Origin of the sequence: Kitasatospora papulosa (assembly GCF_000717245.1) — a bacterium.
GTDB classification, from domain to species: Bacteria; Actinomycetota; Actinomycetes; order Streptomycetales; family Streptomycetaceae; genus Streptomyces; species Streptomyces papulosus.
The window spans coordinates 137,669-159,661 of record NZ_JNYQ01000005.1; the positions used below are offsets into that span (position 1 = coordinate 137,669).

Below are 21,993 nucleotides of genomic sequence, written 5' to 3' on the forward strand. Positions count from 1 at the left end.
GGATGATGGGCAGAACGATCTTCATCGACCCGGGCCGCTGCATCGGCTGTCAGGCCTGCGTATCCGCCTGCCGTGAATGCGACTCGCACCGCGGCAAGTCGATGATCCACCTCGACTACACCGACGAGGGGTCGTCCGTCGCCTCCCTTCCCACGGTCTGCATGCACTGCGAGGATCCGGTCGCCCCCTGCGCGGAGGTCTGCCCGGCCGACGCGATCCTCGTCACCGCCGACGGCGTCGTGCAGCAGGCCGACACCACCCGCTGCATCGGCTGCGCCAACTGTGTGAACGCGTGCCCCTTCGGCGTCCCGAAGATCGACCTCCAGGCGAAGCTGCAGATGAAGTGCAACCTCTGCTACGACCGCACCGCCTACGGGCTCGCCCCCATGTGCGCCACCGTCTGCCCGACCGGAGCGCTCTACTACGGCACCCTCGAGGAACTCCAGGCGGAACGCCCCGGTGTGCAGGTCGCCGACACCTTCGTCTTCGGCGAGAGCGAGGTCCGCACCGGCGTGGCCATGGTCGTGCCCGCGGAACGGGTCCAGTGGCCGGTACCGGGCGGCCTTCCCGTCGTCGAGATCAACGGGAAGGACGTCCGCCGATGAGCGTCACCGAACAGCAGCAGCCGGGCCCGGACAACGGTTCCGGCAACGACCCCCGTGAAGCCCTGCACGACAGGATCGGCGCCGACTCGCTGACCACCCGGCGCGACTACCTCCGGATCGTCGCCACGGTCTCCGGCGGTCTCGCCGTGGGCGGTCTGGCCGTGGCGGGCGGCATCCTCCACCGGCACGGCGAGACGGAGGACGGGAAGGCTCCGGCCCCGAAGCGGATCGCCGCGCAGCTGCTGCCGGGGGAGTCCCTCGCCTTCCGCTATCCCGGGGACGAGGACCGGGCGGTCGCCGTGCGGATGGACGACGGCACGCTCGTCGGCTACTCCGCGGTCTGCACCCACCTGGCCTGCGCCGTGCTCTGGCGCAAGGACCGCGGTACGGAGGGCGAGCTCTACTGTCCCTGTCACGAGGGCGTCTTCGACGCGCGCACCGGTGAGGTCACCGCGGGCCCACCGCCCCGCGGACTGCCCAAGGTGGTGATGACCGAGCTCGAGGACGGCAGTATCTGGGCCGTCGGCACCACCCGCTCCGGCGAGAGCGTCGAGGAAGGGCTGTGCCGGCAGCTCCGCCAGGACCGCCCCGATCTCGCCACCCGGATCGGCTGCCCCGGCACCGGAGGCGGCGCCGAGGCACCGCCCGCGCCGGTCCCCTCCGCGCCGGCCGCCCCCGACGGCACGGCCACGGGAGGGCGGTGATGACCGAGCCCCTGGAGCCGGTCGAGCCGCCGCGGCCCCCCGACCCCGCCGGGACCGCCTATCCCGACTACCACCCGGGAAGCGCGCGTCCCGAACTGAACCGGCCCCTGCACGAGCGCTACCCCCAGATCCGGCCCACCAGCGGGTACGCCGATCCGCGCGTGCGCCACACCGGTCCGGGCCCGGGGGCGGGCTCGGAGCAGGAACCCGAGCGCTCCGCGAAGCTCACGGCCCGGCTGATGCTGGCCCTGAGCGTCGTCATCGGCCAGCTGTGGGCGCTCACGGAGGTCGTGAACGTGTGGATGGAGGGCGACACCGGAACCGCCTGGTGGGGCGCCGGGTTCCTGTGCCTGTCGTTCCTGGTCGTGCTGGGCCTGTGGCTGCTCGATCCGAAGGACCGCTGAGCCCGGCCGTACCCTGGAGACATGAGTACCGCCCCCGCCCCCGGACCGCGAGAACCGAAGCCGTCGCAGCCGCAGCAGCGGCCGACCCGGAAGCCCGGGTCCAAGCCTCCGGCTCTGATCTTCGATGATCCGCTGGACAGGCAGTCCTCGGACGACACGGACCAGGGGTGGGGTGAGCGGGCTCCCGCCGGCGGCGGCGCCGCCGCCGACCTCGCGCGCTTCCTCGACGAGAAGCCGCCTCACCACGTCTGACAGCCACCGGTGGCGTTCCGGGCCCACTGGTCCCGTGCCAGGGCGGGCCTGACCGCGACTCCGTCGCGCCCGCCCGTGCCGCCGACGGGCCGCAGCCGGCCCCGGCGGGCCTGCCTCCGGTCCCGCTACGCGTGGCCGGGCCGGTCGACCAGTGCGTCCCGGATCTCCTTCAGCACCTCCAGTTCGCTCACCTCCAACGTCTCCTGGACCCCCTCCTTCGCCGCTTGGGCGGCCGCCCGTCGGGCGAGGTACCTCGCCATCGGCAGCACCAGCAGGAAGTAGACGACGGCACCGGTGATCAGGAAGCTGAGGGTGGCGCTGAGCACCGAGCCCCACAGGATCTCGATGCCGTCCGTCCTGCCGGTCTCCGGGTCCACGACGCAGGGACTGCGGAGACACGACGTGTACCTCTCCAGGTCCTGGGTACCGAAGGCGCCGACCACCGGATTGATGAGTCCCTTCACGACCGCGTTCACCACGTTCGTGAACGCGGCGCCGATCACGACGGCGACCGCGAGGCCGATCACATTGCCCCGCGTCAGGAAGGCTTTGAAACCCTCCAGCAGGCCGGCCTTCTTCTCGCTCACAGGTGAGCCTTCCTCTGTACGCGCCGTGGGGGGAGTGAACTGCCCGGCCACATAAGGCGGCAGAGGACGGCAGTGTCCAATCCGGTACGCCCGACGGGTGAGTTGAGGCGATACCTGTTCTATTCGGCATGGGACACCGCCACCGCGAGCCGCCCCGAGGCACCGGCCCCCGCCAGCGCCGCCGCGGTCCTCCGCTCGACGGACAGGACCACCAGGGCCCCGCTCCCGGCGTCCGCCGGGCCGCCCGCGTCCGGGAACGGGGCCCTCCCGGCCCCCGCACCGCGCGGGACCTCGGCCACCCGGACGTCGCGTGCCACCACCCTGGCCTCCGCGTCCCCCTCGACCGCGGCGATCACATCGACGCGGTCACCGGGCCGCAGCAGCCCGACCGTCGCCGCGTCCGCGATCCGCACCGGGGCGGACACCAGCCGGGCCGCCGGCCGCTCGGGCCCCGGTGGCCCGCCCCCTGCGGTGGCGAGCGCGCCCTTCTCGCCGCCCGGCCCCGAGAGCGCGAGCACGGCGGAGGCCAGCGCGAACCCGGCGGCCAGCGCCCTGCGTTGTCCGCGCAAGGCCCGCCGGAGCCGTCGGCCACCACCGCCCCGCACCCGCAGCGGCCCGAAGGGCGGGACACCGCACGGGGCGGGAGGCGCGGGACGTGTATCGGGCATGGACGGGAACATGGCCAGCACCACCTGCCGTGAGGGCGATCCCCGGGCGCATCCGCACGGGGAATCGCGCGAGGAGGCGCGAGAGCCGCGAGGAACCGCCGGGGAACGCGTGAGGGGAGTCCGGCGGGCCGACCCGCCGGACTCCCCTCACGATCCACCCTGCTCGGAAAACCCGCTGATGCCTGTGGACAGCGCACAGGATGTGGAAAACCCGGCCACCCGTACGGGAGACGAACCCGGCCGCACCACCGCCACCCCGCCGATCGGGCCCAGCAGGTCACACCCCCGCAGGGCCCACCCCCGCCAGGACGTGGCTACGGCAGCGTGATCCCCGTGTCGAGCCCGTCCAGCGCGTGCGCGCAGACGCAGTCGCGGTCCTCGTTCGCGGGCAGGGCGGCCACCGCGTCGAAGAGCACCGACCGCAGCCGGTCCACATTCGCAGCGAACACCTCCAGCACCTCCGCGTGGCTGACGCCCTCGCCGGCCTCGGCCCCGGCGTCGAGATCGGTCACCAGCGTCAACGTCGTGTAGCAGAGGTTCAGTTCGCGGGCGAGCACCGCCTCCGGGTGGCCGGTCATCCCGACGACCGACCAGCCCATCGCCGCGTGCCAGCGTGACTCCGCGCGGGTCGAGAAGCGCGGGCCCTCGACGACGACCAGGGTTCCACCGTCCACCGGCTCCCAGTCGCGTCCGCGTGCCGCCGCCAGGGCCGCCTTGCGTCCCCCGGGGCAGTACGGGTCGGCGAAGCCGAGGTGCACCACGTTGGGCCGGGTCCCGTCGGCCCACGGTTCACCGTCGTAGAACGTCTGGGCGCGGGCCTTGGTGCGGTCGACCATCTGGTCCGGTACCAGCAGGGTGCCCGGTCCGTACTCCGGCCGGAGACCGCCGACCGCACAGGGACCGAGCACCTGGCGTACGCCGACGGAGCGCAGCGCCCAGAGGTTGGCGCGGTAGTTGATCCGGTGCGGAGGGAGGTGGTGGCCGCGGCCGTGACGCGGGAGGAAAGCCACCCGGCGGCCCGCGAGTTCACCCAGGAAGAGGGAGTCGCTCGGTTCCCCGTAGGGGGTGTCGACCTTGACCTCGGTCACGTCGTCGAGGAAGGAGTAGAAACCCGATCCGCCGATGACACCGATTTCCGCTGTGTCTGCGTTCACCATGCGGGTCACACTAACCGGGCGGGCACGACCGGGACCCCGCCGAGTCGATCGGCGGGGTCCGGGTGGAACGTGTGGTGTCCGAGCCGCCTCAGGCGGCCGAGCTGCCGCTCGACGACGACGTGGAAGCCGAGGAGGAGGCCGAGGACGACGCGGAAGCGGCGGGCTTGGAGTCCGTCTTCGACGAGGCCGACCCGGTGGACGAGTCGGACGCCTTGGAGGACGACGTGGCCGGCGTGCTGCTCGACGAGGAGCCGCGGCTGTCGTTCCGGTAGAAACCGGATCCCTTGAAGACGATGCCGACGGCCGAGAACACCTTCTTGAGGCGTCCCTCGCAGTTCGGGCACACGGTCAGGGCATCATCGGTGAACTTCTGCACCGCTTCGAGGCCCTCGCCGCACTCGGTGCACTGGTACTGATAGGTCGGCACTTGCTCCTCCTGGCACTCTCACTCAGTGAGTGCTAACGACGTTCCATACTGACGTATTCCGAGCGATCAGTCCACCGTGACCGGCTCGCGGTGACCGATCCCACGTGCCACCGTCCGTCCCGGGGCCCGCGGCGTCAGCCGTGAACGCAGGGCCAGCAGGGTCACCAGGGCCAGTGCCGTGCCGGCCAGCGGGACCACGAAACCGGTGCTCGCGCCGTGGGCGTCGGCGAGCTGTCCGGCCACCGTGACGGCCGCCGCCTGACCGAGTGCCACGGCCCCGGTCAGCCAGGTGAAGGCCTCGGTCCTGGCGGACGCCGGCACCAGCGCCTCGACCAGGGTGTAGCCGCTGATCAGTGCGGGAGCGATGCACAGGCCGACCAGCAGGCCGAGTCCCGCCAGCAGCGGAACGGAGTGCACGGCCCACAAGCCGGACGCTGTCAGTGTCAGGGCCACGTAGCCGACGACCAGCCGGCGGCGCGGGCTGATCTTCCACGCGACGGCGCCGCAGGCGATGCCGGCCAGCATGTTGCCGGCCGCGAAGACCCCGTACAGCAGTCCGTTCACGCCGGGCCGGCCGATCTCCTCGGAGAAGGCCGTCAGCGAGACCTGCATGCCGCCGAAGACGGATCCGATGCCCAGGAACGTGACCGCGAGCACCCGCACGCCGGGCACGGCGAGCGCCGACCGGTGCGGCTCGGACGCCGTGGCGGCGCCGTTGGGTGCGGGCTGGGTGGAACGCTGGGCCGCGAACAGTACGCCGCCCAGCAGCGTCAGAGCCGCCTCGGCGACCAGTCCGGCCGCCGGGTGCACGCCGGTGCACAGCGCCGTCGCGAGCACCGGGCCGATGACGAACGTGAACTCGTCCGTCACGGACTCGAAGGCCGCGGCCGTGGACATCAGCGGGGAGGCGGGACGACCCGGCGCGGCGCCGAGCAGGGCCGCCCAGCGGGCGCGCACCATGGGCCCGACCTGCGGGATGGAGGCCCCGGTGGGCACCGCGGCCAGGAACAGCGCCCACAGGGGCGCGTCCGCGAGGGCGAGCGCGGTGAGGGTGCCGACGGCCGCCCCGTGCACCAGGACGCCGGGCACCAGCACGGCGCGCTGGCCGAACCGGTCGGCGAGCCTGCCGCTCTGCGGCGCGAACAGGGCCATGGAAACACCGGAGACGGCGGCCACGGCACCCGCGCTGCCGTACGAGCCGGTGGTGTGCTGGACCAGGAGCACGATGCCGATGGTCAGCATCGCGAAGGGCTGCCGGGCGGCGAAGCCCGGGAGGAGGAAGGTCCACGCACCCGGGGTGCGCAGCAACTGCCCGTAACCGGGGCGGTCGGAGACCGTGGACGCCACGGTCCATGCCTTTCTGCCGCCTGGTGGCCGTGTTCCCGGTGTGCCGCACCGGGGTGCGGGACGTGCGGGAACTGCCGAGAGCTGTCCTCTTCGCGCGGGACTGCGGTAGATGCCGGGCGGGCTCGCTCCGAGGGAGAGAGGGCGCCACGACCGCCATACGGTCGCGCCAGCTCTGCATCAGACAGAGTTGGTCGATCAGGTTCGAATCATGTGGATCATGAGATCCGGTCCTTCATGTTACAGGCTCCGTACCGGGGCGGGCCTGTGATGGCCCGCAGGCGCAGGTCGGACGCTCCCCGGGGTCACGGACGGGCCGACGGTTGCATACAGTCCCCCGCGCCCCGGACCCGTGGACGCGGCCGGGCTCAGTGGTGGGCCCGCCTGCCGCCCGCCGCGTCCCCCGCGTGGTCCTCGCCGCCCTTGGCCAGCTTCCTGGCCAGTTTCGCGAGGTGCGGCAGGTCCGCCGCCGGGGCGGTCTCCTGCCGCTTCGTCCCGCCGGTCCCCAGCCAGCCCGCCAGCTTGCCGCCCTCGCCGACGGCGCGCAGGCGGGCCTCGGTGGCGTCGCGCACCGGGTCGGTGGCGACGACCAGCAGTTCGTCCCCGCGCCGCAGCACGGTCGAGGGTGCCGGGACGAAGCTCGTCCCGTCCCGTACGACGAGGGTGACCGCCGCCCCGGCGGGCAGCCGGAGTTCCGCGACCTCGACGCCGTGCATCTTGGACCTGCCGGGGACCGCGACGGAGAGCAGATGGCCGCGGAGCCGTTCCAGGGGAGCCGACTCGATGCCGAGGTCCGCCGTCTCGGACGGGTCCTCGGAGATCTTCAGCGCCTTGGCGAGCCAGGGCAGCGTCGGCCCCTGGATGAGGGTGTAGACGATCACGAGCACGAAGACGATGTTGAAGACCCGGGTGCTGCCCTCGATCCCGGACACCATCGGAATGGTCGCCAGGATGATGGGCACGGCGCCGCGCAGCCCGGCCCAGGACATCAGGGACATCTCCCGCTTGGGCAGCCGGAAGGGCGCGAGGCTGATGAAGACCGACAGCGGCCGGGCGACGGCGGTGAGGACTAGCCCCACGACCACGGCGGGCCAGAAGTCGTCGATGAGGTCGTGCGGGGTGACCAGCAGGCCCAGCAGGACGAACATGCCGATCTGCGCCAGCCAGCCGAGTCCGTCGGCGAAGCCGCGGGTGGCGGGCCAGTGCGGGAGCTTGGAGTTGCCGAGGACCATCGCGGCCAGGTAGACGGCCAGGAAGCCACTGCCGTGCGCCATGGCCCCGGCGGCGTACGCGGACACCGCGATGGCCATCACGGCGATCGGGTAGAGCCCGGAGGCGGGCAGCGCCACATGGCGGATGCCGTAGGCGCCGAGCCAGCCCACGGCCAGGCCGATCGCCGCGCCGATGGCCAGCTCCAGGGCTATCTCGCCGACGAGGACGTACCAGTGCTCCACGGGGCCGACGGCGGAGAACGCCACGACCAGGATGACCACGGGGGCGTCGTTGAAGCCGGACTCGGCCTCCAGGACACCCGTGATGCGGGAGGGGAGCGGGACCTTGCGCAGGACGGAGAAGACGGCCGCGGCGTCGGTGGAGGAGACGACGGCGCCGATGATCAGGGCCTGCCGCCAGTCGAGGCCGACGAGGTAGTGCGCCGCACTCGCGGTGACGCCCACGCTGATGCCCACACCGACGGTCGACAGGACGGCCGCCGCCGGAAGGGCGGGTCTCACTTCTTTCCACTTCGTGCCCAGCCCGCCCTCGGCCAGGATGACGACCAGGGCGGCGTAGCCGATCACCTGGGTCAGCTCGGCGTTGTCGAACTTGACGTCGAAGATGCCGTCCTGGCCCATGGCGATACCGATGCCGAGGTACAGGAGCAGGCTGGGGAGCCCGCTGCGGGACGAAATGCGTACGGCCGCCACGGCGACCAGCAGGACGAGTGAGCAGACGAGCAGAAGTTCGTTGAGCGCGTGGACAGTCAGGGTCCGTTTCCTTCCCTGCGTACGCCTTCCGGATCGGCCTCCGGCGACCAGTACTTCGTTACCTTACCTAATCTTTAACGTTTTCTTGACGCCTTCGAGTGTCCGTGCGAACCGGTGCGCAAATGGATGCATCCCCATACCGCGTCCGAGTGGCTTCTGCGGGGCGCCTATGGTTGCTCCTGCACTCCCAGGACCACCCTGCCCCTCTAAGGACAGCGATGCCCGCCAACACAACCGCCCCTTCCGGGTCTTCCGATGCGAAGAAGACCGGCCGGAAGAAGGGGCGTCGCGCCCGCCTGTTCGTGATCGTCCTGGTGCTGGCGCTTGTCGCGGGTGTCGGTTACGGCGCGTACTGGTCCGTCTCCACGGTCCGGGCCTCCTACCCGCAGACCACCGGGTCGATCGAGCTCAAGGGCCTTTCCGGTGACGTCGACGTCAGACGCGACGACTACGGGATCCCGCAGATCTACGCCGACACCGACAGCGACCTCTTCCGCGCCCAGGGGTACGTCCAGGCCCAGGACCGTTTCTGGGAGATGGACGTACGCCGCCACATGACGTCCGGACGGCTCTCCGAGATGTTCGGCTCCGGCCAGGTCGAGACCGACTCCTTCCTGCGCACGCTGGGCTGGCACAAGGTCGCGCAGGAGGAGTACGACACCGAGCTGGAGGAGGACACCAAGAAGAACCTCCAGGCGTACGCGGAGGGGGTGAACGCGTATCTGGAGGGCAAGGACGGCAAGGACCTCTCCGTCGAGTACGCGGCACTCGGCCTGACCAACGACTACAAGCCGACCGAGTGGACCCCGGTCGACTCGGTCGCCTGGCTGAAGGCGATGGCCTGGGACCTGCGCGGCAACATGCAGGACGAGATCGACCGTTCGCTGATGACCAGCAGGCTCAGCACGGAGCAGATCAAGGACCTCTACCCGGACTACCCGTTCGAGAAGAACAAGCCGATCGTCGGCAAGGGCGCGGTCTCCCCGGTCACCGGGAAGTTCGACCCGGAGGCCGAGCCGGTGGACAGCATCGGTTCCCAGACCGTCCAGGGCGCGACCGAGGGCCTGAACACCCAGCTCTCCGCGCTCTCCGACACCCTGGACGAGATCCCGGCGCTGCTCGGCCCCAACGGCAACGGCATCGGATCGAACTCCTGGGTCGTCTCCGGCGACCACACGACGACCGGCAGCCCGCTCCTGGCCAACGACCCGCACCTGGCGCCGCAGCTCCCCTCGCTCTGGTACCAGATGGGACTGCACTGCCGTCAGGTCTCGGATTCCTGCCGGTACGACACGGCCGGCTACACGTTCTCCGGACTGCCCGGTGTGATCATCGGCCACAACCAGGACATCTCCTGGGGCTTCACGAACCTCGGGGCCGACGTCACCGACCTCTTCCTGGAGAAGGTCTCGGCTGACGGTTACCAGTTCGACGGCAAGACCGAGCCCTTCGTCACCCGTGAGGAGACCATCAAGGTCGCGGGCGGCAAGAGCCGGAAGATCACGGTCCGCGAGACCAACAACGGCCCGCTGGTGTCCGACCGGAGCAGCGAGCTCTCCAAGGTCGGCAAGAAGGCTCCCGTCACCACCAACGCGCCCGACCGCGGTGACGGCTACGGGGTCTCCCTGAAGTGGACGGCACTGGACCCCGGCAAGTCGATGGACGCCGTCTTCCAGCTGAACCGGGCCAAGGACTTCACCAGTTTCCGCAAGGCGGCGGCGAACTTCGAGGTGCCCTCGCAGAACCTGATCTACGCGGACACCAAGGGCCACATCGGCTACCAGGCGCCCGGCAAGATCCCGGTGCGCAAGCAGGGCGACGGCACGCTGCCGAGCCCCGGCTGGAACCCGAAGTACGGCTGGGAGGACGAGTTCGTCCCGTTCGACGAGCTGCCGTACGAGTACGACCCGGAGCGCGGTTACATCGTCACCGCCAACCAGGCGGTCATCGGTGACGACTACGAGCACATGCTCACCAAGGACTGGGGCTACGGCACCCGCAGCCAGCGGATCAACGACCTGATCCAGAAGAAGATCGACGACGGCGAGAAGATCTCGACCGACGACATGCAGACGATGCAGATGGACAACCAGAGCGCGATCGCCGCGAAGCTGGTGCCCGAGCTGAAGAACATCAGCATCTCGGACAAGAACGTCCGTGAGGCACAGAAGCTGCTGGAGGGCTGGAACTACACCCAGGAGTCCGACTCGGCCGCCGCCGCCTACTTCAACGGTGTGTGGCGCAACATCCTCAAACTGGCCTTCGGCGACAAGCTCCCCAAGGAGATGCGGGCCAAGGGTGACTGCGTCTACGTGAAGCCGGTCGCCGGCACCGGCCCCGTGGACGAGCAGAACAAGCTCGTGCGCGAGTGCGGTCAGCGCGCCCCGGACGCGGCGCAGCCGGACGGCGGCGACCGCTGGTACGAGGTCGTGGAGAGCATCCTGGACGACCAGGACAACGACTGGTGGAAGGTTCCGGCCAAGGGGCGCGAAGAGGCGATCGACAGCCGCGACCAGCTCTTCGCCCGTGCCATGGAGGACGCGCGCTGGGAGCTGACCGCCGAGCTCGGCAAGGACATGAACACCTGGAGCTGGGGCCGGCTGCACCAGCTGAGCCTGCGCAACCAGACGCTCGGCAAGGAAGGCCCCGACCTCCTGCAGCGGGCCCTCAACCGGGGTCCCTGGGACCTCGGCGGCGGCGAGGCGGCGGTCAACGCCACCGGCTGGAACGCGGCGGGCGGCTACGAGGTCGTCTGGGTCCCGTCCATGCGGATGGTCGTCAACGTGGGCGAGTGGGACAAGTCCCGGTGGATCAACCTCACCGGTGCCTCGGGACACGCCTTCAGTGCGCACTACACCGACCAGACCGACAAGTGGGTCGACGGTGAGCTGCTCGACTGGTCCTTCGGGGAGGACGCGGTGAAGAAGTCCACCGTCGACACCCTGACGCTCAAGAAGCCCTAGCGGAGAAGCGCCGCGCTCCGGCCGGCGTGACCACGGCGTCCACGGGGTGGTCGTGCGGTTCCTCGGGAACCCGCGCGACCACCTCGTCGTCGTACAGCAGGACGACCAGAGCGGGGTGGGCGCCGGCCGACGAGAGCCGGGCCAGCACCCGGTCGTAGCTGCCCCCGCCGCGGCCCAGCCGCATCCCGCGCGCGTCCACGGCCAGCCCCGGCAGCAGCACGGCGTCCGCCTCCAGGACCGCACGCGGCCCGAGGCGTTCACCGTCCGGCTCCAGAAGGCCCCGGCCGGCCGGCACGAGGTGCTCCGCGCCCTCGAACAGGGCCCAGTCCAGGTCGTTGTCCTCCATGAGGACCGGCAGGAGCACGCGGACACCCCGTGCCCGCAGCGCGTCCAGGAGCGCGTGCGTCCCCGGCTCGCGTCCGACCGACACATAGGCGGCCACGGTCCGCGCCGTGGTCAGCTCGGGGAGATTCTGGGCGGACGCGGACAGAACCGCGGCGGTCCTTCCGACGTCATCCTGGGTGAGGAGCCGTCGCGCGGCGAGCAGTTCACGCCGCAAGGCCGCCTTTTGGGACATGTCATGGTTCAACGGGCACTCGCATCTACTCGCTTATGTGGATGTATGAGAACGAAGTTAACCGGACGCTCATCTTCCGCCCATATCCGCGCGTTAGAGTTCGGCGCATGACTCAGTCGCACCCCAGGATCAGCAAAGCTGTTATTCCAGCTGCAGGTCTCGGCACCCGGTTCCTGCCGGCCACCAAGGCCACTCCCAAGGAGATGCTGCCTGTCGTCGACAAGCCGGCCATCCAGTATGTGGTCGAGGAAGCCGTCGCGGCGGGTCTCTCCGACGTACTGATGATCACCGGCCGGAACAAGCGTCCGCTGGAGGACCACTTCGACCGGAACTACGAGCTGGAGTCCGCGCTGACCCGCAAGGGAGACGCGGAACGCCTCTCCAGGGTCCAGGAGTCCAGCGACCTGGCCACCATGCACTACGTACGCCAGGGCGACCCGCGCGGTCTCGGCCACGCCGTCCTCTGCGCCGCGCCGCACGTGGGAGACCAGCCGTTCGCCGTCCTCCTCGGTGACGACCTCATCGACCCGCGCGACCCCCTGCTCGCCCGGATGGTCGAGATCCAGGAGCGCGAGGGCGGCAGCGTCGTCGCGCTGATGGAGGTGGACCCCGCGCAGATCCACATGTACGGCTGCGCCGCCACCGAGGCGACCGCCGACTGCGACGTCGTCCGGGTCACCGGGCTCGTCGAGAAGCCCGAACCCGCCGAGGCGCCCAGCAACCTCGCCGTCATCGGCCGCTACGTCCTGGACCCCGCCGTCTTCGACATACTGCGACGGACCGAGCCCGGCCGCGGCGGCGAGATCCAGCTCACGGACGCGCTCCAGCTGCTGGCCGAGGACGAGAAGATCGGCGGGCCGGTGCACGGTGTCGTCTTCAAGGGCCGCCGGTACGACACCGGGGACCGTGGAGACTATCTGCGTGCCATTGTCAGACTCGCGTGCGAACGTGAGGACCTGGGCCCGGACTTCCGGACCTGGCTGCGCAGTTTCGTCACCGAGGAGTTGTAACAGCTTGAGCGGCACGATCTGGTCCGTGGACGAGCACCTGGAGGACATCCTCGCGGCGGTGAAGCCGCTCGAGCCCATCGAGCTGCACCTGCCCGACGCCCAGGGATGCGTCCTGGTCGATGACGTCGTGGTGCAGGTCGCCCTGCCGCCCTTCGACAACAGTTCGATGGACGGGTACGCCGTCCGTATCTCCGATGTCGAGGGTGCCAGCGAGGAGTTCCCCGCCGTCCTCACCGTCATCGGTGACGTCGCGGCGGGCGACGGAGGCCTGCCCGACGGCCGGTCCGTGGGGCCCGGCGAGGCCGCCCGCATCATGACCGGCGCCCCGCTCCCCGCGGGCGCCGAGGCGGTCGTCCCGGTCGAGTGGACCGACGGGGGCACGGGTGCCGGCCCGGCCGAGAGCATGCGGGCCCACAGCGACGCCCCGGAGGGGGCGAGCGGTGAGGTCCGCGTCCACCGTCCGGTGAAGCCCCGCGCCCATGTCCGGGCCAAGGGCAGCGACGTGAAGCCCGGCGACCTGGCGCTGCGCGCGGGCTCGGTCGTCGGCCCCCCGCAGATCGGCCTGCTCGCCGCGATCGGCCGCTCGACGGTGCGGGTGCGGCCCCGCCCGCGCGTCGTCGTGCTGTCCACCGGCAGTGAGCTGGCGCAGCCGGGCGAGGAGTTGACCGGCGGCCGGATCTACGACTCCAACAGCTTCGCCCTGACGGCCGCCGCCCGGGACGCGGGAGCCATCGCCTACCGCGTGCCGGCCGTCGCCGACGACGCCGAGACGCTGCGGGCCACGATCGAGGACCAGCTGATCCGCGCCGACATCGTCGTCACCACGGGCGGTGTGAGCGTCGGGGCGTACGACGTGGTCAAGGAGGCCCTGTCCTCCGTGGGCGACGAGGACGCGGCGGGCGGGGGCGTCGACTTCCGCAAGCTCGCCATGCAGCCGGGCAAGCCGCAGGGCTTCGGCTCGATCGGGCCGGAGCACACGCCGCTGCTGGCCCTGCCCGGCAACCCGGTCTCCTCGTACGTCTCCTTCGAGCTGTTCGTCCGGCCGGCGATCCTGACGCTCATGGGTCTCGAGGACGTCCACCGCCCGTCGGTCCGGGCCACGTTGGACACCGACGCGGCACTCTCCTCGCCGCCCGGCAAGCGCCAGTTCCTGCGGGGCACGTACGACGCGGAGGCTGGCACGGTGACCCCCGTCGGAGGGCCCGGATCGCATCTGATCGCCGCGCTCGCCCAGGCGGACGCGCTGATCGTGCTGCCCGAGGACGTCACCTCCGCCGAGCCCGGCACGGAGGCCGAGGTGATCCTCCTCCGCTGACTTCCCGGCGGTGGCGGTACGGTGTCTGGCGCTGTGCCTTACCGGGGGAAGCTCCCCGGGCCCGCCGCTCCGCCCCTCGGCGCGGGACGGACGGGCAACCGGCGCCCTACCGCTAGGCGGAGTGAGTTGAGTACGCAGAACAGGCTGACGCACATCGACGAGGCGGGCGCCGCCCGCATGGTCGACGTGTCGGAGAAGGACGTCACCACCCGTGTCGCCCGGGCGAGCGGCCGGGTCCTCGTGTCGCCGCGTGTCGTCGAACTCCTCAGGGGCGAGGGCGTCCCGAAGGGGGACGCGCTCGCCACCGCGCGCATCGCCGGGATCATGGGGGCCAAACGCACCCCGGACCTGATCCCGCTCTGCCACCCGCTGGCCGTGTCCGGTGTCAAGGTCGACCTGAGCGTCGCCGACGACGCGGTGGAGATCCTGGCCGTCGTGAAGACCACGGACCGTACGGGGGTCGAGATGGAAGCCCTGACCGCCGTGTCGGTCGCCGCGCTCACGGTGATCGACATGGTCAAGGCGGTCGACAAGAGCGCGGTGATCACGGACGTGCGGGTCGAGGCGAAGTCGGGCGGGAAGTCCGGCGACTACCGGCGCCCCGCGCCGGAGGGGGCTGACGCATGACCGCGCCCGGCAGCGCACCTGCCACCGGCGGATACCGCGCCCTCGTCGTGACCGCCTCGAACCGCGCCTCCGCCGGTGTCTACGCCGACAAGGGCGGCCCGCTCATCTCCGAGGCCCTCACCGGCCTCGGGTTCGCCGTCGACGGCCCGCAGGTCGTTCCCGACGGCGATCCGGTGGAGGCCGCCCTGCGGGCCGGCGTCGCCGCGGGCTACGACGTGATCGTCACCACCGGCGGGACCGGGATCTCGCCCACCGACGCCACGCCCGAGGCCACCCGGCGTGTGCTGGACCGTGAGATCCCGGGCATCGCCGAGGCGATCCGTGCCGAGGGCCGTGACAAGGTCCCCACCGCCGCGCTCTCGCGCGGCCTCGCGGGCATCGCGGACGGCACCCTCGTCGTGAACCTGCCCGGCTCGACCGGCGGGGTGCGCGACGGGCTCGCGGTCCTGAGCAGGCTTCTGGTGCACGCCGTCGACCAGGTGCGCGGCGGCGACCACCCCCGACCGGGGAGCCCGAGCTGAACGTCCGGACCTGGCCGGTGATCCTGACCGACGGCACCGTCACCCTCCGCCCCATAAAGCTGCGTGACCAGAGCGTCTGGCGCGAGGTCAACCGGCGTAACCGGGAATGGCTGCGCCCCTGGGAGGCGACCGTCCCGCCACCGGCCCCCGGCGGCCCGGTGGCTCAGCGCCCCACCTACCGGCAGATGATCCGCCACCTGCGCACCGAGGCGAACGCCGGCCGGATGCTGCCGTTCGCCATCGAGTACGAGGGCCGTCTGGTCGGGCAGTTGACGGTGGCCGGCATCACCTGGGGCTCGATGTGCTCGGGCCATGTCGGCTACTGGGTCGACCGGAGCGTGGCGGGGCGCGGCGTCATGCCGACCGCGGTCGCGCTCGCCGTCGACCACTGCTTCCGCACGGTCGGACTGCACCGGATCGAGGTGTGCATTCGGCCCGAGAACGGCCCCAGCCGACGGGTCGTGGAGAAACTCGGATTCCGTGCGGAAGGGCTGCGTCCACGCTATCTGCACATCGACGGCGCATGGCGGGACCACCTGATCTTCGCCCTCACCGCCGAGGAAGTGCCGGACGGGCTGCTGAGACGTTGGCGCAGGGTGCGGCCGGGTACATCCGGAACGCCGCACACGCCCGGCGAAATAAAATAAGTGTTCGAATTTGATCGATCCGCGAGGGTAATCGGCATCACTTTCGTCGACTGTTGACCCGAACAATCGCAAAAAAAGTCCGTCATATGAGCCTGATCGTGCGACACACCGGGCCAATTGGCGGATGCTGCCGTGCAAACCCCTCTACGGTGTGAGCGTGAGCAGCAGCGGCCTCATCTACGCAGTCATCGTCGGTGCATGGGCCGCCTACTTGGTGCCGATGTGGCTCCGCAGGCAGGACGAGCTCAATGAAGCGCGTCCGACGGAACGCTTCAGCACCGCCATCCGGCTGCTGTCCGGACGGGCGGCCATGGAGCGCCGTTATGCCAAGGAGCTGCGGGAGCGGGATGCCGAGGAGGCGCCTGGCGACGTGGACCCGGATGCCGTCACGGACCGTATGGAGTCCGTCGACGTCCGGGCCTTTTCCGCGCCTCCGGCACATACGGAAGTACGGTTGCACGACCCGGCACCCGACCGGGCCGAGCAGGACCGCCCGCCGGCCCAGGCACGGCGCCGACGCCCCTCCGGCGCGGAGTCGGAGCGCGAGCGGCGTCGCCGGTCGCAGGTCCTGGCGCGCCGGCGGCGTACGACCACGGTGCTCTTCATGGCCTTCACGCTCGGCGCGATCGTCGCGGCGGTGGGCGGACTCCGCTTCCTGTGGGCGCCGGCCGTTCCCGCGGTGCTCCTGAGCACGTACATCGTTCATCTGCGTGGTCAGGAGCGTCGCCGGTTCGTCTTCACGATGGACCGACGGCGTGCCGAGGTGGCCGCGCAGCGGCTGCGCGAGAACCACACCCGCAGGCACCAGCCCGCGTCCTCGGCTCCGGCCGAGCCCGACGAGGAGCCTGGAGGGGCGTCCGCACCGGCTCCGACGGTCTCCCCCCAGGAGGCCGGCCGGCGTGCGCTGGTCGAGCAGACCGACCATGCGGAGTGGGTGGACCAGCAGCGCGAGCGCGGACCCGCCCAGGGCGACAGCTGGGAGCCCGTCCCGGTGCCGCTGCCGACCTACGTCACCGCTCCCGTCGCCCCGCGTACCAGGGGCGGGGTCGAGGTCGGCGATCCGGAGACGTGGAGCGCGGCCCGGTCCAGTCAGGCGGACCCCACCCGGACGGGCAGCCACGAGGTCGCCGCACCCGACGAGGAGCCCGCTCCGCGCCGCCGCGTCACCCCGCCCAGGCGCACCCGCGACCGTGGCCGCACGCCCCTCTTCGACCAGTACGACGACGAGGACAGGCCGCGCGCGGCCAACGAGTGACGCGCCCCCGCCGAAACTGTCCTCATTCCCTTCCTGATGCCGCCGCCGGGTCCCCGGTGGCGGCATCGGTGCCCGGAGCCCCGGCGCGGGTCGGCGGTCCCGGCGATCACGGAGCGACTTCGGCGCTTCCCTTCGGGGAAGTGCGAGACCCCGGCTCGGTGACCTGCCGGGATACGGATTTCCGAGCACCCCCATCGGGGTGCTAGAGTTTCACTCGTTGCAAGGGCCTGTGGCGCAGTCTGGTAGCGCACCTCGTTCGCATCGAGGGGGTCTGGGGTTCAAATCCCCACAGGTCCACCGCACACACGAGATCCCGCCCGATCGAAAGATCGGGCGGGATCTCGTCGTTTCCCCGCCACGGGATGGCCGGCCGTGCTGTCAGGGCCGTGGCGGTGTCCGGAACTGTACGGGGCCTGTCGTTCCGGACACTCATGCCGGAGTGCGCCTCCGCGCCACGATGGTCGTCATCGGTCGGCGAGGCACGGGGGAGAGAGCATGACGACGAACAACACGGTCGCGGTCTACGGGGCTTACGGGCACACCGGACGATTCGTGGTGGCCGAGCTGCTGGAGCGCGGGTTCGTTCCCGTGCTCGCCGGGCGCGACGAGGAGAAGCTGAGGGCGCTCGCGGAGGAACGTCCCGGGCTCGACGTCGCAGTGGCGTCGGTGGACGATCCGGCGTCTCTCGACCGGGCCTTGGCCGGTGCGGCGGCTGTCGTCAACAGCGCCGGTCCCTTCGCCACGACGGCCGCCCCGCTGATCGAGGCCGCGCTGCGTGCGGGGATCGCGTACGTGGACGTCGCGGCCGAGATCGAGGCCAACGCCGATACCTTCGCCCACTTCGCGGACCGGGCCCGCGCCGCGGGAGCGGTGGTCGTCCCCGCCATGGCCTTCTTCGGTGGTCTGGGTGACCTGCTGGCCACCGCTGCGATGGGTGACTGGGCCACGGCGGACGAGGCGCACATCGCGTACGGGCTGAGCAGTTGGCATCCCACGGAGGGGACACGGGCCGCCGGCAAGGTCTCGGGGGAGCGGCGCGACGGCCGGCGGGTCCGTTACGCGAAGGGGCGACTGGAGTACCACGACGACGCGCTGCCCACCCTGGAGTGGGTCTTCCCCGAGCCGACGGGAGTCAGGACCGTCCTCGGCGAGTTCACGATGGCCGACGTCGTCACCGTGCCCAGCCACTTGGCCATCCCCGAGGTGACCACCTACATGACGACCGAGGCGGCCGGCGATCTGGCGGCCCCGGACACCCCGGCGCCGGCCGCTGTCGACGGGAGCGGCCGCTCCGCGCAGACCTTCCTCGTCGACGTCGTCGTGCGCTCGGGTGAGGAGGAACGACGTGCGGTGGCACGGGGTCAGGACATCTACGCCGTCACGGCGCCGCTGGCGGTGGAAGCGGTCTCCCGCATCCTCGCGGGGCGCATAAGGGCGGTCGGTGTCGCCTCCGCGGGCCGTATCTTCGACGCCGCCGATTTCCTCCACGCGCTGTCCGCGCATCTCTCCTTCGAGACGCATGACCCCCGGACGTGACGGGCGCGCCGGTACCGGCGGCGGAGCGCACAAGCGGAAAGACTCGATCCGAGTAGTGCGGACGATCTCTCCCTGAGTACTGTGCGGCATCGGATGACGGGCATCCTGCCCGGAGCCGCCCTCGTGGCAACGCGCCGGCGCCCCGGCCCTCGTCCCGCACGACAGCGTCTCGGCGGCGGGGGCGTCGTACCGGGGGACGGCGACTCGTTCCCCGGCCTCGGCCGTGCAGCTGCTCGCGTCGCCGGCATCGGCGACGCGCGTGCCGCCGATGTGGCGGAGGCCAGAAAGTGAGCAGACAGATGCAACCCACGTTCGTACTGGTTCACGGAGCTTTCGCGAACTCCTTCTCCTTCGCGCCGCTCCAAGCCGAACTCGGCCTCCTCGGGCACCGCTCCGCCGCCGTCGACCTTCCGGGGCACGGTTTCGCGGCCACGTACCCGGGTGCCTACCAGGCGCCGCAGGACCTCGAAGCGCTTGCCACCGCCCCCGGGGCCATCAAGGGCGTCACGCTCGCCGACAACGTCGCGCACCTGATCGGGATACTGGAGCGGGCCAAGCGGAACGGGCCCGTCATCCTCGTCTCGCACAGCCGCGGCGGTCTGACGGCCACCGTCGCGGCCAATCAGCGGCCCGACCTGATCGACCGCATCGTCTACGTCTCCGCCTGGTGCCCCGTCGACCTGAGCGTCGGCGGCTACTACGCCGAGCCCGAGATGGCCACGGTCGACGCCGGAGCGCTGGCCTCGGCGATGGTCGGGAACCCTGCCGAACTCGGGCTGCTGCGCTCGAACTTCCGCACCGCGGACCCCGGTGCCCTCGCGGCCTTCAAGGCGGCTTTCCTCGCCGACGGTACGGACGAGGAGTTCATGGTCTTCCTCAACACCTTCCAGCCCGACGAGAACCTCGACACCGGAACACCCGACGACCGGGCGCAGGCCGACACCTGGGGGCGGATCCCCAAGTCGTACGTCCGGCTGACCGAGGACACCAGCGTGCCGGTCGCCGTGCAGGACCGGATGATCCGCGAGGGCGACGCGCTGACGCCGGAGAACCCCTACGACGTCCGTACGCTCACCAGCAGCCACCTGAAGTGGTTGGTCGAGCCGGCCCCGGCGGCCCGGGTCCTGGGCGAGATCGCCGCGCTCCTGCCCGCACAGTCGTGACCCGCGGAGTCGTACGGCCCGCGGGCCCATGACCCGCGCGACACGTGCCCCGGCCGTACCCGGGGCACGTGTCGGCCGGTGGCCGACGGGCGCCTGTCCGCGGGCTGCCTGTCCGCGGGCTGCCTGTCCGCGGGCTGCCTGCCCGCGGGCTGCCTGCCCGCGGGCTCAGACGAGGGCGGCGACCAGCAGGGTGAAAGCGGCGACGATGACGGCGACGCGGACGTAGTGGAGGCGATCCCAGCGGTTCATCTGCTCCTTCCAGTCGGCGGGCCGGTTCTCCGGAGTCCACGTCTTGCCCCGGTTGTTGATCGGGACGAGCAGCAGGACCGACATGAGCACGCTGACGATCAGCAGCGCGCCGGCGGTGACGGTGAGGCCGTTGCCCTCGTCCTGCCATCCGGCGACGGCCCAGACCGCGACGAGGACGAGCGAGCCGATGTACCAGACCGGCATCACGGCCCCGAGCATGCGGCCCCCGTGAGCGCGGCCGAGCTGGCCGGCGTCGCCGGGCAGTGCGTCGAAGATCCGGTTCATGACGAAGGCGACGGCGAACTCCACCCCCACCATCACGCCCACGACCACGGTGGTGACGACCTCAAGTGCGTCGAGCATGGCGATCCCCCTGGAATCTAGCGTTGCTAGCTGATGAGGCAACGCTAGTACTGCTGCCGCTCGATTGTCTAGCGGTGCTAGGATCCGGGTATGTCAGTCCAGGAACGCAAGGAGCGTGAGCGGGCGGGCCGCGAGCGCCTCATCGTGGCCACGGCTCGCGAACTCGCCGAGCAGCAGGGCTGGGACGCGGTCACCACCCGTCGGCTCGCGGAGCGCATCGAGTACAGCCAGCCCGTCCTCTACAGCCATTTCCGGGGCAAGCGCGAGATCATCGGCGCCGTCGCCCTGGAGGGTGCCACCGAGATGGCCGCGGCGGTGCGGGCCGCGACCTCCGCCGCGGACGGGCCTCGCGCCCGGGCCACCGCCCTCGCCCGCGCCTACCTCGACTTCGCCGCACGCAATCCGGCTGTCTACGACGCCATCTTCCAGCTCGACGGCGGTCTCGCGTATGCGCGGGAGGACACCCCGGAGCCCCTGAAGGACGCCTTCGCCGCCCTGCTGGAGACCCTCGGTGAAGTCGCCGGTGAGGGCGTCCACCCGGGGCTGTTCACCGAGACGTTCTGGGCGGCCCTGCACGGGCTGGTCACCCTGACCCGGGCGCGACGGCTCCCGCCGGAGCACACCGAGGCCAGGATGGGCCTGCTGGTGGACCGGCTCGCCGCGCTCTGACCGGTACGCACAGCTCACCGGCCCTGCCCGGCGGGCCGGTGGAAGGCCGTCTTCCGCCCGGACGGTCAGGCGGTAACCTGGGCCGTCCTCGCTCACCCGCCCTCCTGGTGACCGCTGTTGAGGGTCGCGCAGGTCGGGCGCGGGTCGTGTGTTCGTGGTTCCGCATGGAGGGCGCCCTGTGACAGCCGGTACACCCAGCTCCCGGATCGACACCAGCAAGCCGCACCCGGCACGGGTCTACGACTGGCTGCTCGGAGGCAAGGATAATTATCCGGTCGACCAGGAGGTCGCGGAGAGGCTGCCGGCCGAGGCGCGGGCGAACGCGGCCCGGAACCGGGCGTTCATGCACCGGGCGTCCGCCTGGCTCGCCGGGCAGGGTGTCGACCAGTTCCTGGACATCGGCACCGGCATCCCCACCGCGCCCAACCTCCACCAGGTCGTCCAGGCCGTCACCCCGCACGCCAGGGTCGTCTACGCGGACAACGACCCGATCGTGCTGCGTCACGCCGAGGCGCTCCTGGTGAGCAGCCCCGAGGGCGCGACCGACTACATCCACGCCGATGTGCGGCAGCCGGAGGCGATCCTCGAACGGGCCGCGGAACTGCTGGACTTCACCAGGCCCGTCGCGCTGTCCCTCATCGCGCTGATGCACTTCCTGCCCGACGAGCAGGATCCGTACGGCATCACCCGCACCCTGGTCGGGGCGCTGCCCGCGGGGAGCTACCTGGTTCTCTCGCACGGGACCGCCGACCAGCATCCGGAGCTCCGGACGGAGACCGAGTCCGCGTACAGGAAGGGCGCGATCGCGTTGCGGATGCGTACGCGTGCGGAGGTCGAGCCGTTCTTCGAGGGGCTGGAGCTCGTCGGGCCGGGGCTGGTCACCGCGCCCGAGTGGTACCGGGAGGAGCCGGCCCCGGTGTACGAGCGGAGCGGGTTCCACGTCGGGGTGGCGCGGGTGCGTTAGG

24 protein-coding genes and 1 tRNA gene are annotated in these 21,993 nt (G+C 71.2%); 17 read left to right on the forward strand and 8 right to left on the reverse strand.

The annotated features are described in order from the left end of the window. Positions 1-2: 2 nt before the first annotated feature. Genes IA22_RS0117875 through IA22_RS0117890 form a run of 4 tightly spaced genes read left to right on the forward strand, consistent with a single transcriptional unit; the run spans position 3 to position 1,965 of the window. The gene (locus IA22_RS0117875; protein ID WP_014155727.1) at positions 3-605 is read left to right on the forward strand and encodes a 4Fe-4S dicluster domain-containing protein; all 603 of its coding nucleotides are present in this window, start codon (positions 3-5) and stop codon (positions 603-605) included. Beyond that, positions 602-1,309: a QcrA and Rieske domain-containing protein gene (locus IA22_RS0117880; protein ID WP_014155728.1), complete on the forward strand. Its 708-nt coding sequence runs from the start codon at positions 602-604 to the stop codon at positions 1,307-1,309. Before IA22_RS0117875 ends, IA22_RS0117880 begins: the two co-directional genes overlap by 4 nt. Continuing rightward, a complete protein-coding gene (locus tag IA22_RS0117885) occupies positions 1,309-1,713 on the forward strand; it encodes a hypothetical protein (protein ID WP_030124155.1) in 405 nt (134 codons plus the stop codon). The genes IA22_RS0117880 and IA22_RS0117885 overlap by 1 nt, the downstream gene beginning before the upstream one ends. Before the next feature lie 21 nt (positions 1,714-1,734). Continuing rightward, complete coding sequence (locus IA22_RS0117890) at positions 1,735-1,965, forward strand: hypothetical protein (RefSeq protein WP_030124156.1); 231 nt, start codon at positions 1,735-1,737, stop codon at positions 1,963-1,965. 125 nt (positions 1,966-2,090) lie between these two features. Here the strand turns inward: IA22_RS0117890 and IA22_RS0117895 are convergent, their stop codons facing one another. From IA22_RS0117895 to IA22_RS0117920, 6 genes are all read right to left on the reverse strand, one after another. Further along, the gene (locus IA22_RS0117895) at positions 2,091-2,552 is read right to left on the reverse strand and encodes a large conductance mechanosensitive channel protein MscL (protein ID WP_030124157.1); all 462 of its coding nucleotides are present in this window, start codon (positions 2,550-2,552) and stop codon (positions 2,091-2,093) included. A gap of 119 nt (positions 2,553-2,671) precedes the next feature. Continuing rightward, the gene (locus IA22_RS0117900) at positions 2,672-3,232 is read right to left on the reverse strand and encodes an RcpC/CpaB family pilus assembly protein (RefSeq protein ID WP_014155732.1); all 561 of its coding nucleotides are present in this window, start codon (positions 3,230-3,232) and stop codon (positions 2,672-2,674) included. A 302-nt stretch (positions 3,233-3,534) separates the two neighbouring features. Then, on the reverse strand, positions 3,535-4,377 hold the full coding sequence (locus tag IA22_RS0117905; RefSeq protein ID WP_030124158.1) for an S-methyl-5'-thioadenosine phosphorylase: 843 nt from the start codon (positions 4,375-4,377) through the stop codon (positions 3,535-3,537). 88 nt (positions 4,378-4,465) lie between these two features. Beyond that, a complete protein-coding gene (locus tag IA22_RS35280) occupies positions 4,466-4,804 on the reverse strand; it encodes an FmdB family zinc ribbon protein (protein WP_015577546.1) in 339 nt (112 codons plus the stop codon). Between the two features lie 66 nt (positions 4,805-4,870). Further along, entirely contained in the window at positions 4,871-6,151 is a 1,281-nt protein-coding gene (locus IA22_RS0117915) for an MFS transporter (RefSeq protein ID WP_014155735.1), read from the reverse strand. 365 nt (positions 6,152-6,516) lie between these two features. Further along, positions 6,517-8,073 (reverse strand): potassium/proton antiporter, encoded by a 1,557-nt coding sequence (locus IA22_RS0117920; RefSeq protein WP_015577544.1) that lies wholly within the window; start codon positions 8,071-8,073, stop codon positions 6,517-6,519. Positions 8,074-8,351: 278 nt separating this feature from the next. On the opposite strand from IA22_RS0117920, the gene IA22_RS0117925 reads away from it, so the two are divergent. Then, positions 8,352-11,096, forward strand: a complete 2,745-nt coding sequence (locus IA22_RS0117925) for a penicillin acylase family protein (protein ID WP_014155737.1) — start codon at positions 8,352-8,354, stop codon at positions 11,094-11,096. Here the strand turns inward: IA22_RS0117925 and IA22_RS0117930 are convergent. Next, positions 11,083-11,673 (reverse strand): 5-formyltetrahydrofolate cyclo-ligase, encoded by a 591-nt coding sequence (locus IA22_RS0117930; protein WP_014155738.1) that lies wholly within the window; start codon positions 11,671-11,673, stop codon positions 11,083-11,085. The genes IA22_RS0117925 and IA22_RS0117930 overlap by 14 nt on opposite strands. A 107-nt stretch (positions 11,674-11,780) precedes the next feature. On the opposite strand from IA22_RS0117930, the gene galU reads away from it, so the two are divergent. The 10 genes from galU (at position 11,781) to IA22_RS0117975 (ending at position 19,747) form a co-directional block, all read left to right on the forward strand. Further along, entirely contained in the window at positions 11,781-12,683 is a 903-nt protein-coding gene (gene galU / locus IA22_RS0117935) for a UTP--glucose-1-phosphate uridylyltransferase GalU (protein WP_030124159.1), read from the forward strand. Positions 12,684-12,687: 4 nt separating this feature from the next. Continuing rightward, positions 12,688-13,998 carry a molybdotransferase-like divisome protein Glp gene (gene glp / locus IA22_RS0117940; RefSeq protein WP_014155740.1) on the forward strand — a complete coding sequence of 437 codons (1,311 nt, stop codon included), beginning with the start codon at positions 12,688-12,690 and terminating at the stop codon, positions 13,996-13,998. A 126-nt stretch (positions 13,999-14,124) separates the two neighbouring features. Continuing rightward, on the forward strand, positions 14,125-14,625 hold the full coding sequence (moaC, locus tag IA22_RS0117945; protein WP_014155741.1) for a cyclic pyranopterin monophosphate synthase MoaC: 501 nt from the start codon (positions 14,125-14,127) through the stop codon (positions 14,623-14,625). Beyond that, positions 14,622-15,146 carry a MogA/MoaB family molybdenum cofactor biosynthesis protein gene (locus IA22_RS0117950; RefSeq protein ID WP_014155742.1) on the forward strand — a complete coding sequence of 175 codons (525 nt, stop codon included), beginning with the start codon at positions 14,622-14,624 and terminating at the stop codon, positions 15,144-15,146. The genes moaC and IA22_RS0117950 overlap by 4 nt, the downstream gene beginning before the upstream one ends. Positions 15,147-15,163: 17 nt before the next feature. Beyond that, positions 15,164-15,793 (forward strand): GNAT family N-acetyltransferase, encoded by a 630-nt coding sequence (locus IA22_RS0117955; protein WP_014155743.1) that lies wholly within the window; start codon positions 15,164-15,166, stop codon positions 15,791-15,793. A 157-nt stretch (positions 15,794-15,950) separates the two neighbouring features. Further along, a complete protein-coding gene (gene sepX, locus IA22_RS0117960) occupies positions 15,951-17,048 on the forward strand; it encodes a divisome protein SepX/GlpR (RefSeq protein ID WP_015577542.1) in 1,098 nt (365 codons plus the stop codon). A 223-nt stretch (positions 17,049-17,271) separates the two neighbouring features. Beyond that, a tRNA-Ala gene (locus IA22_RS0117965) sits at positions 17,272-17,345 on the forward strand. Between the two features lie 198 nt (positions 17,346-17,543). Beyond that, positions 17,544-18,584: a saccharopine dehydrogenase family protein gene (locus IA22_RS0117970; protein ID WP_030124160.1), complete on the forward strand. Its 1,041-nt coding sequence runs from the start codon at positions 17,544-17,546 to the stop codon at positions 18,582-18,584. A 93-nt stretch (positions 18,585-18,677) separates the two neighbouring features. Next, the gene (locus tag IA22_RS36810) at positions 18,678-18,875 is read left to right on the forward strand and encodes a hypothetical protein (protein WP_134665325.1); all 198 of its coding nucleotides are present in this window, start codon (positions 18,678-18,680) and stop codon (positions 18,873-18,875) included. Further along, positions 18,872-19,747, forward strand: a complete 876-nt coding sequence (locus IA22_RS0117975) for an alpha/beta fold hydrolase (protein ID WP_014155746.1) — start codon at positions 18,872-18,874, stop codon at positions 19,745-19,747. Before IA22_RS36810 ends, IA22_RS0117975 begins: the two co-directional genes overlap by 4 nt. Positions 19,748-19,912: 165 nt before the next feature. On the opposite strand, the gene IA22_RS0117980 is transcribed toward IA22_RS0117975, so the two are convergent. Beyond that, entirely contained in the window at positions 19,913-20,359 is a 447-nt protein-coding gene (locus IA22_RS0117980) for an anthrone oxygenase family protein (protein ID WP_014155747.1), read from the reverse strand. A 90-nt stretch (positions 20,360-20,449) separates the two neighbouring features. Between IA22_RS0117980 and IA22_RS0117985 the strand changes: the two genes are divergently transcribed. Both IA22_RS0117985 and IA22_RS0117995 read left to right on the forward strand, forming a co-directional pair. Continuing rightward, complete coding sequence (locus IA22_RS0117985) at positions 20,450-21,028, forward strand: TetR/AcrR family transcriptional regulator (RefSeq protein WP_014155748.1); 579 nt, start codon at positions 20,450-20,452, stop codon at positions 21,026-21,028. A gap of 178 nt (positions 21,029-21,206) precedes the next feature. Beyond that, positions 21,207-21,992 carry an SAM-dependent methyltransferase gene (locus IA22_RS0117995; protein ID WP_014155749.1) on the forward strand — a complete coding sequence of 262 codons (786 nt, stop codon included), beginning with the start codon at positions 21,207-21,209 and terminating at the stop codon, positions 21,990-21,992. The last annotated feature ends 1 nt before the right edge of the window (position 21,993 follow it).

Excerpts from the sequence above, each read along its gene's own strand:
- IA22_RS0117875 (WP_014155727.1), top strand. The coding sequence starts at position 3 with ATGATGGGCAGAACGATCTTCATCGACCCGGGCCGCTGCATCGGCTGT.
- IA22_RS0117880 (WP_014155728.1), top strand. The coding sequence starts at position 602 with ATGAGCGTCACCGAACAGCAGCAGCCGGGCCCGGACAACGGTTCCGGC.
- IA22_RS0117885 (WP_030124155.1), top strand. The coding sequence starts at position 1,309 with ATGACCGAGCCCCTGGAGCCGGTCGAGCCGCCGCGGCCCCCCGACCCC.
- IA22_RS0117890 (WP_030124156.1), top strand. The coding sequence starts at position 1,735 with ATGAGTACCGCCCCCGCCCCCGGACCGCGAGAACCGAAGCCGTCGCAG.
- IA22_RS0117900 (WP_014155732.1), bottom strand. The coding sequence starts at position 3,232 with ATGTTCCCGTCCATGCCCGATACACGTCCCGCGCCTCCCGCCCCGTGC.
- IA22_RS0117905 (WP_030124158.1), bottom strand. The coding sequence starts at position 4,377 with ATGGTGAACGCAGACACAGCGGAAATCGGTGTCATCGGCGGATCGGGT.
- IA22_RS0117925 (WP_014155737.1), top strand. The coding sequence starts at position 8,352 with ATGCCCGCCAACACAACCGCCCCTTCCGGGTCTTCCGATGCGAAGAAG.
- IA22_RS0117930 (WP_014155738.1), bottom strand. The coding sequence starts at position 11,673 with ATGTCCCAAAAGGCGGCCTTGCGGCGTGAACTGCTCGCCGCGCGACGG.
- galU (WP_030124159.1), top strand. The coding sequence starts at position 11,781 with ATGACTCAGTCGCACCCCAGGATCAGCAAAGCTGTTATTCCAGCTGCA.
- IA22_RS0117950 (WP_014155742.1), top strand. The coding sequence starts at position 14,622 with ATGACCGCGCCCGGCAGCGCACCTGCCACCGGCGGATACCGCGCCCTC.
- IA22_RS0117970 (WP_030124160.1), top strand. The coding sequence starts at position 17,544 with ATGACGACGAACAACACGGTCGCGGTCTACGGGGCTTACGGGCACACC.
- IA22_RS36810 (WP_134665325.1), top strand. The coding sequence starts at position 18,678 with ATGACGGGCATCCTGCCCGGAGCCGCCCTCGTGGCAACGCGCCGGCGC.
- IA22_RS0117980 (WP_014155747.1), bottom strand. The coding sequence starts at position 20,359 with ATGCTCGACGCACTTGAGGTCGTCACCACCGTGGTCGTGGGCGTGATG.
- IA22_RS0117985 (WP_014155748.1), top strand. The coding sequence starts at position 20,450 with ATGTCAGTCCAGGAACGCAAGGAGCGTGAGCGGGCGGGCCGCGAGCGC.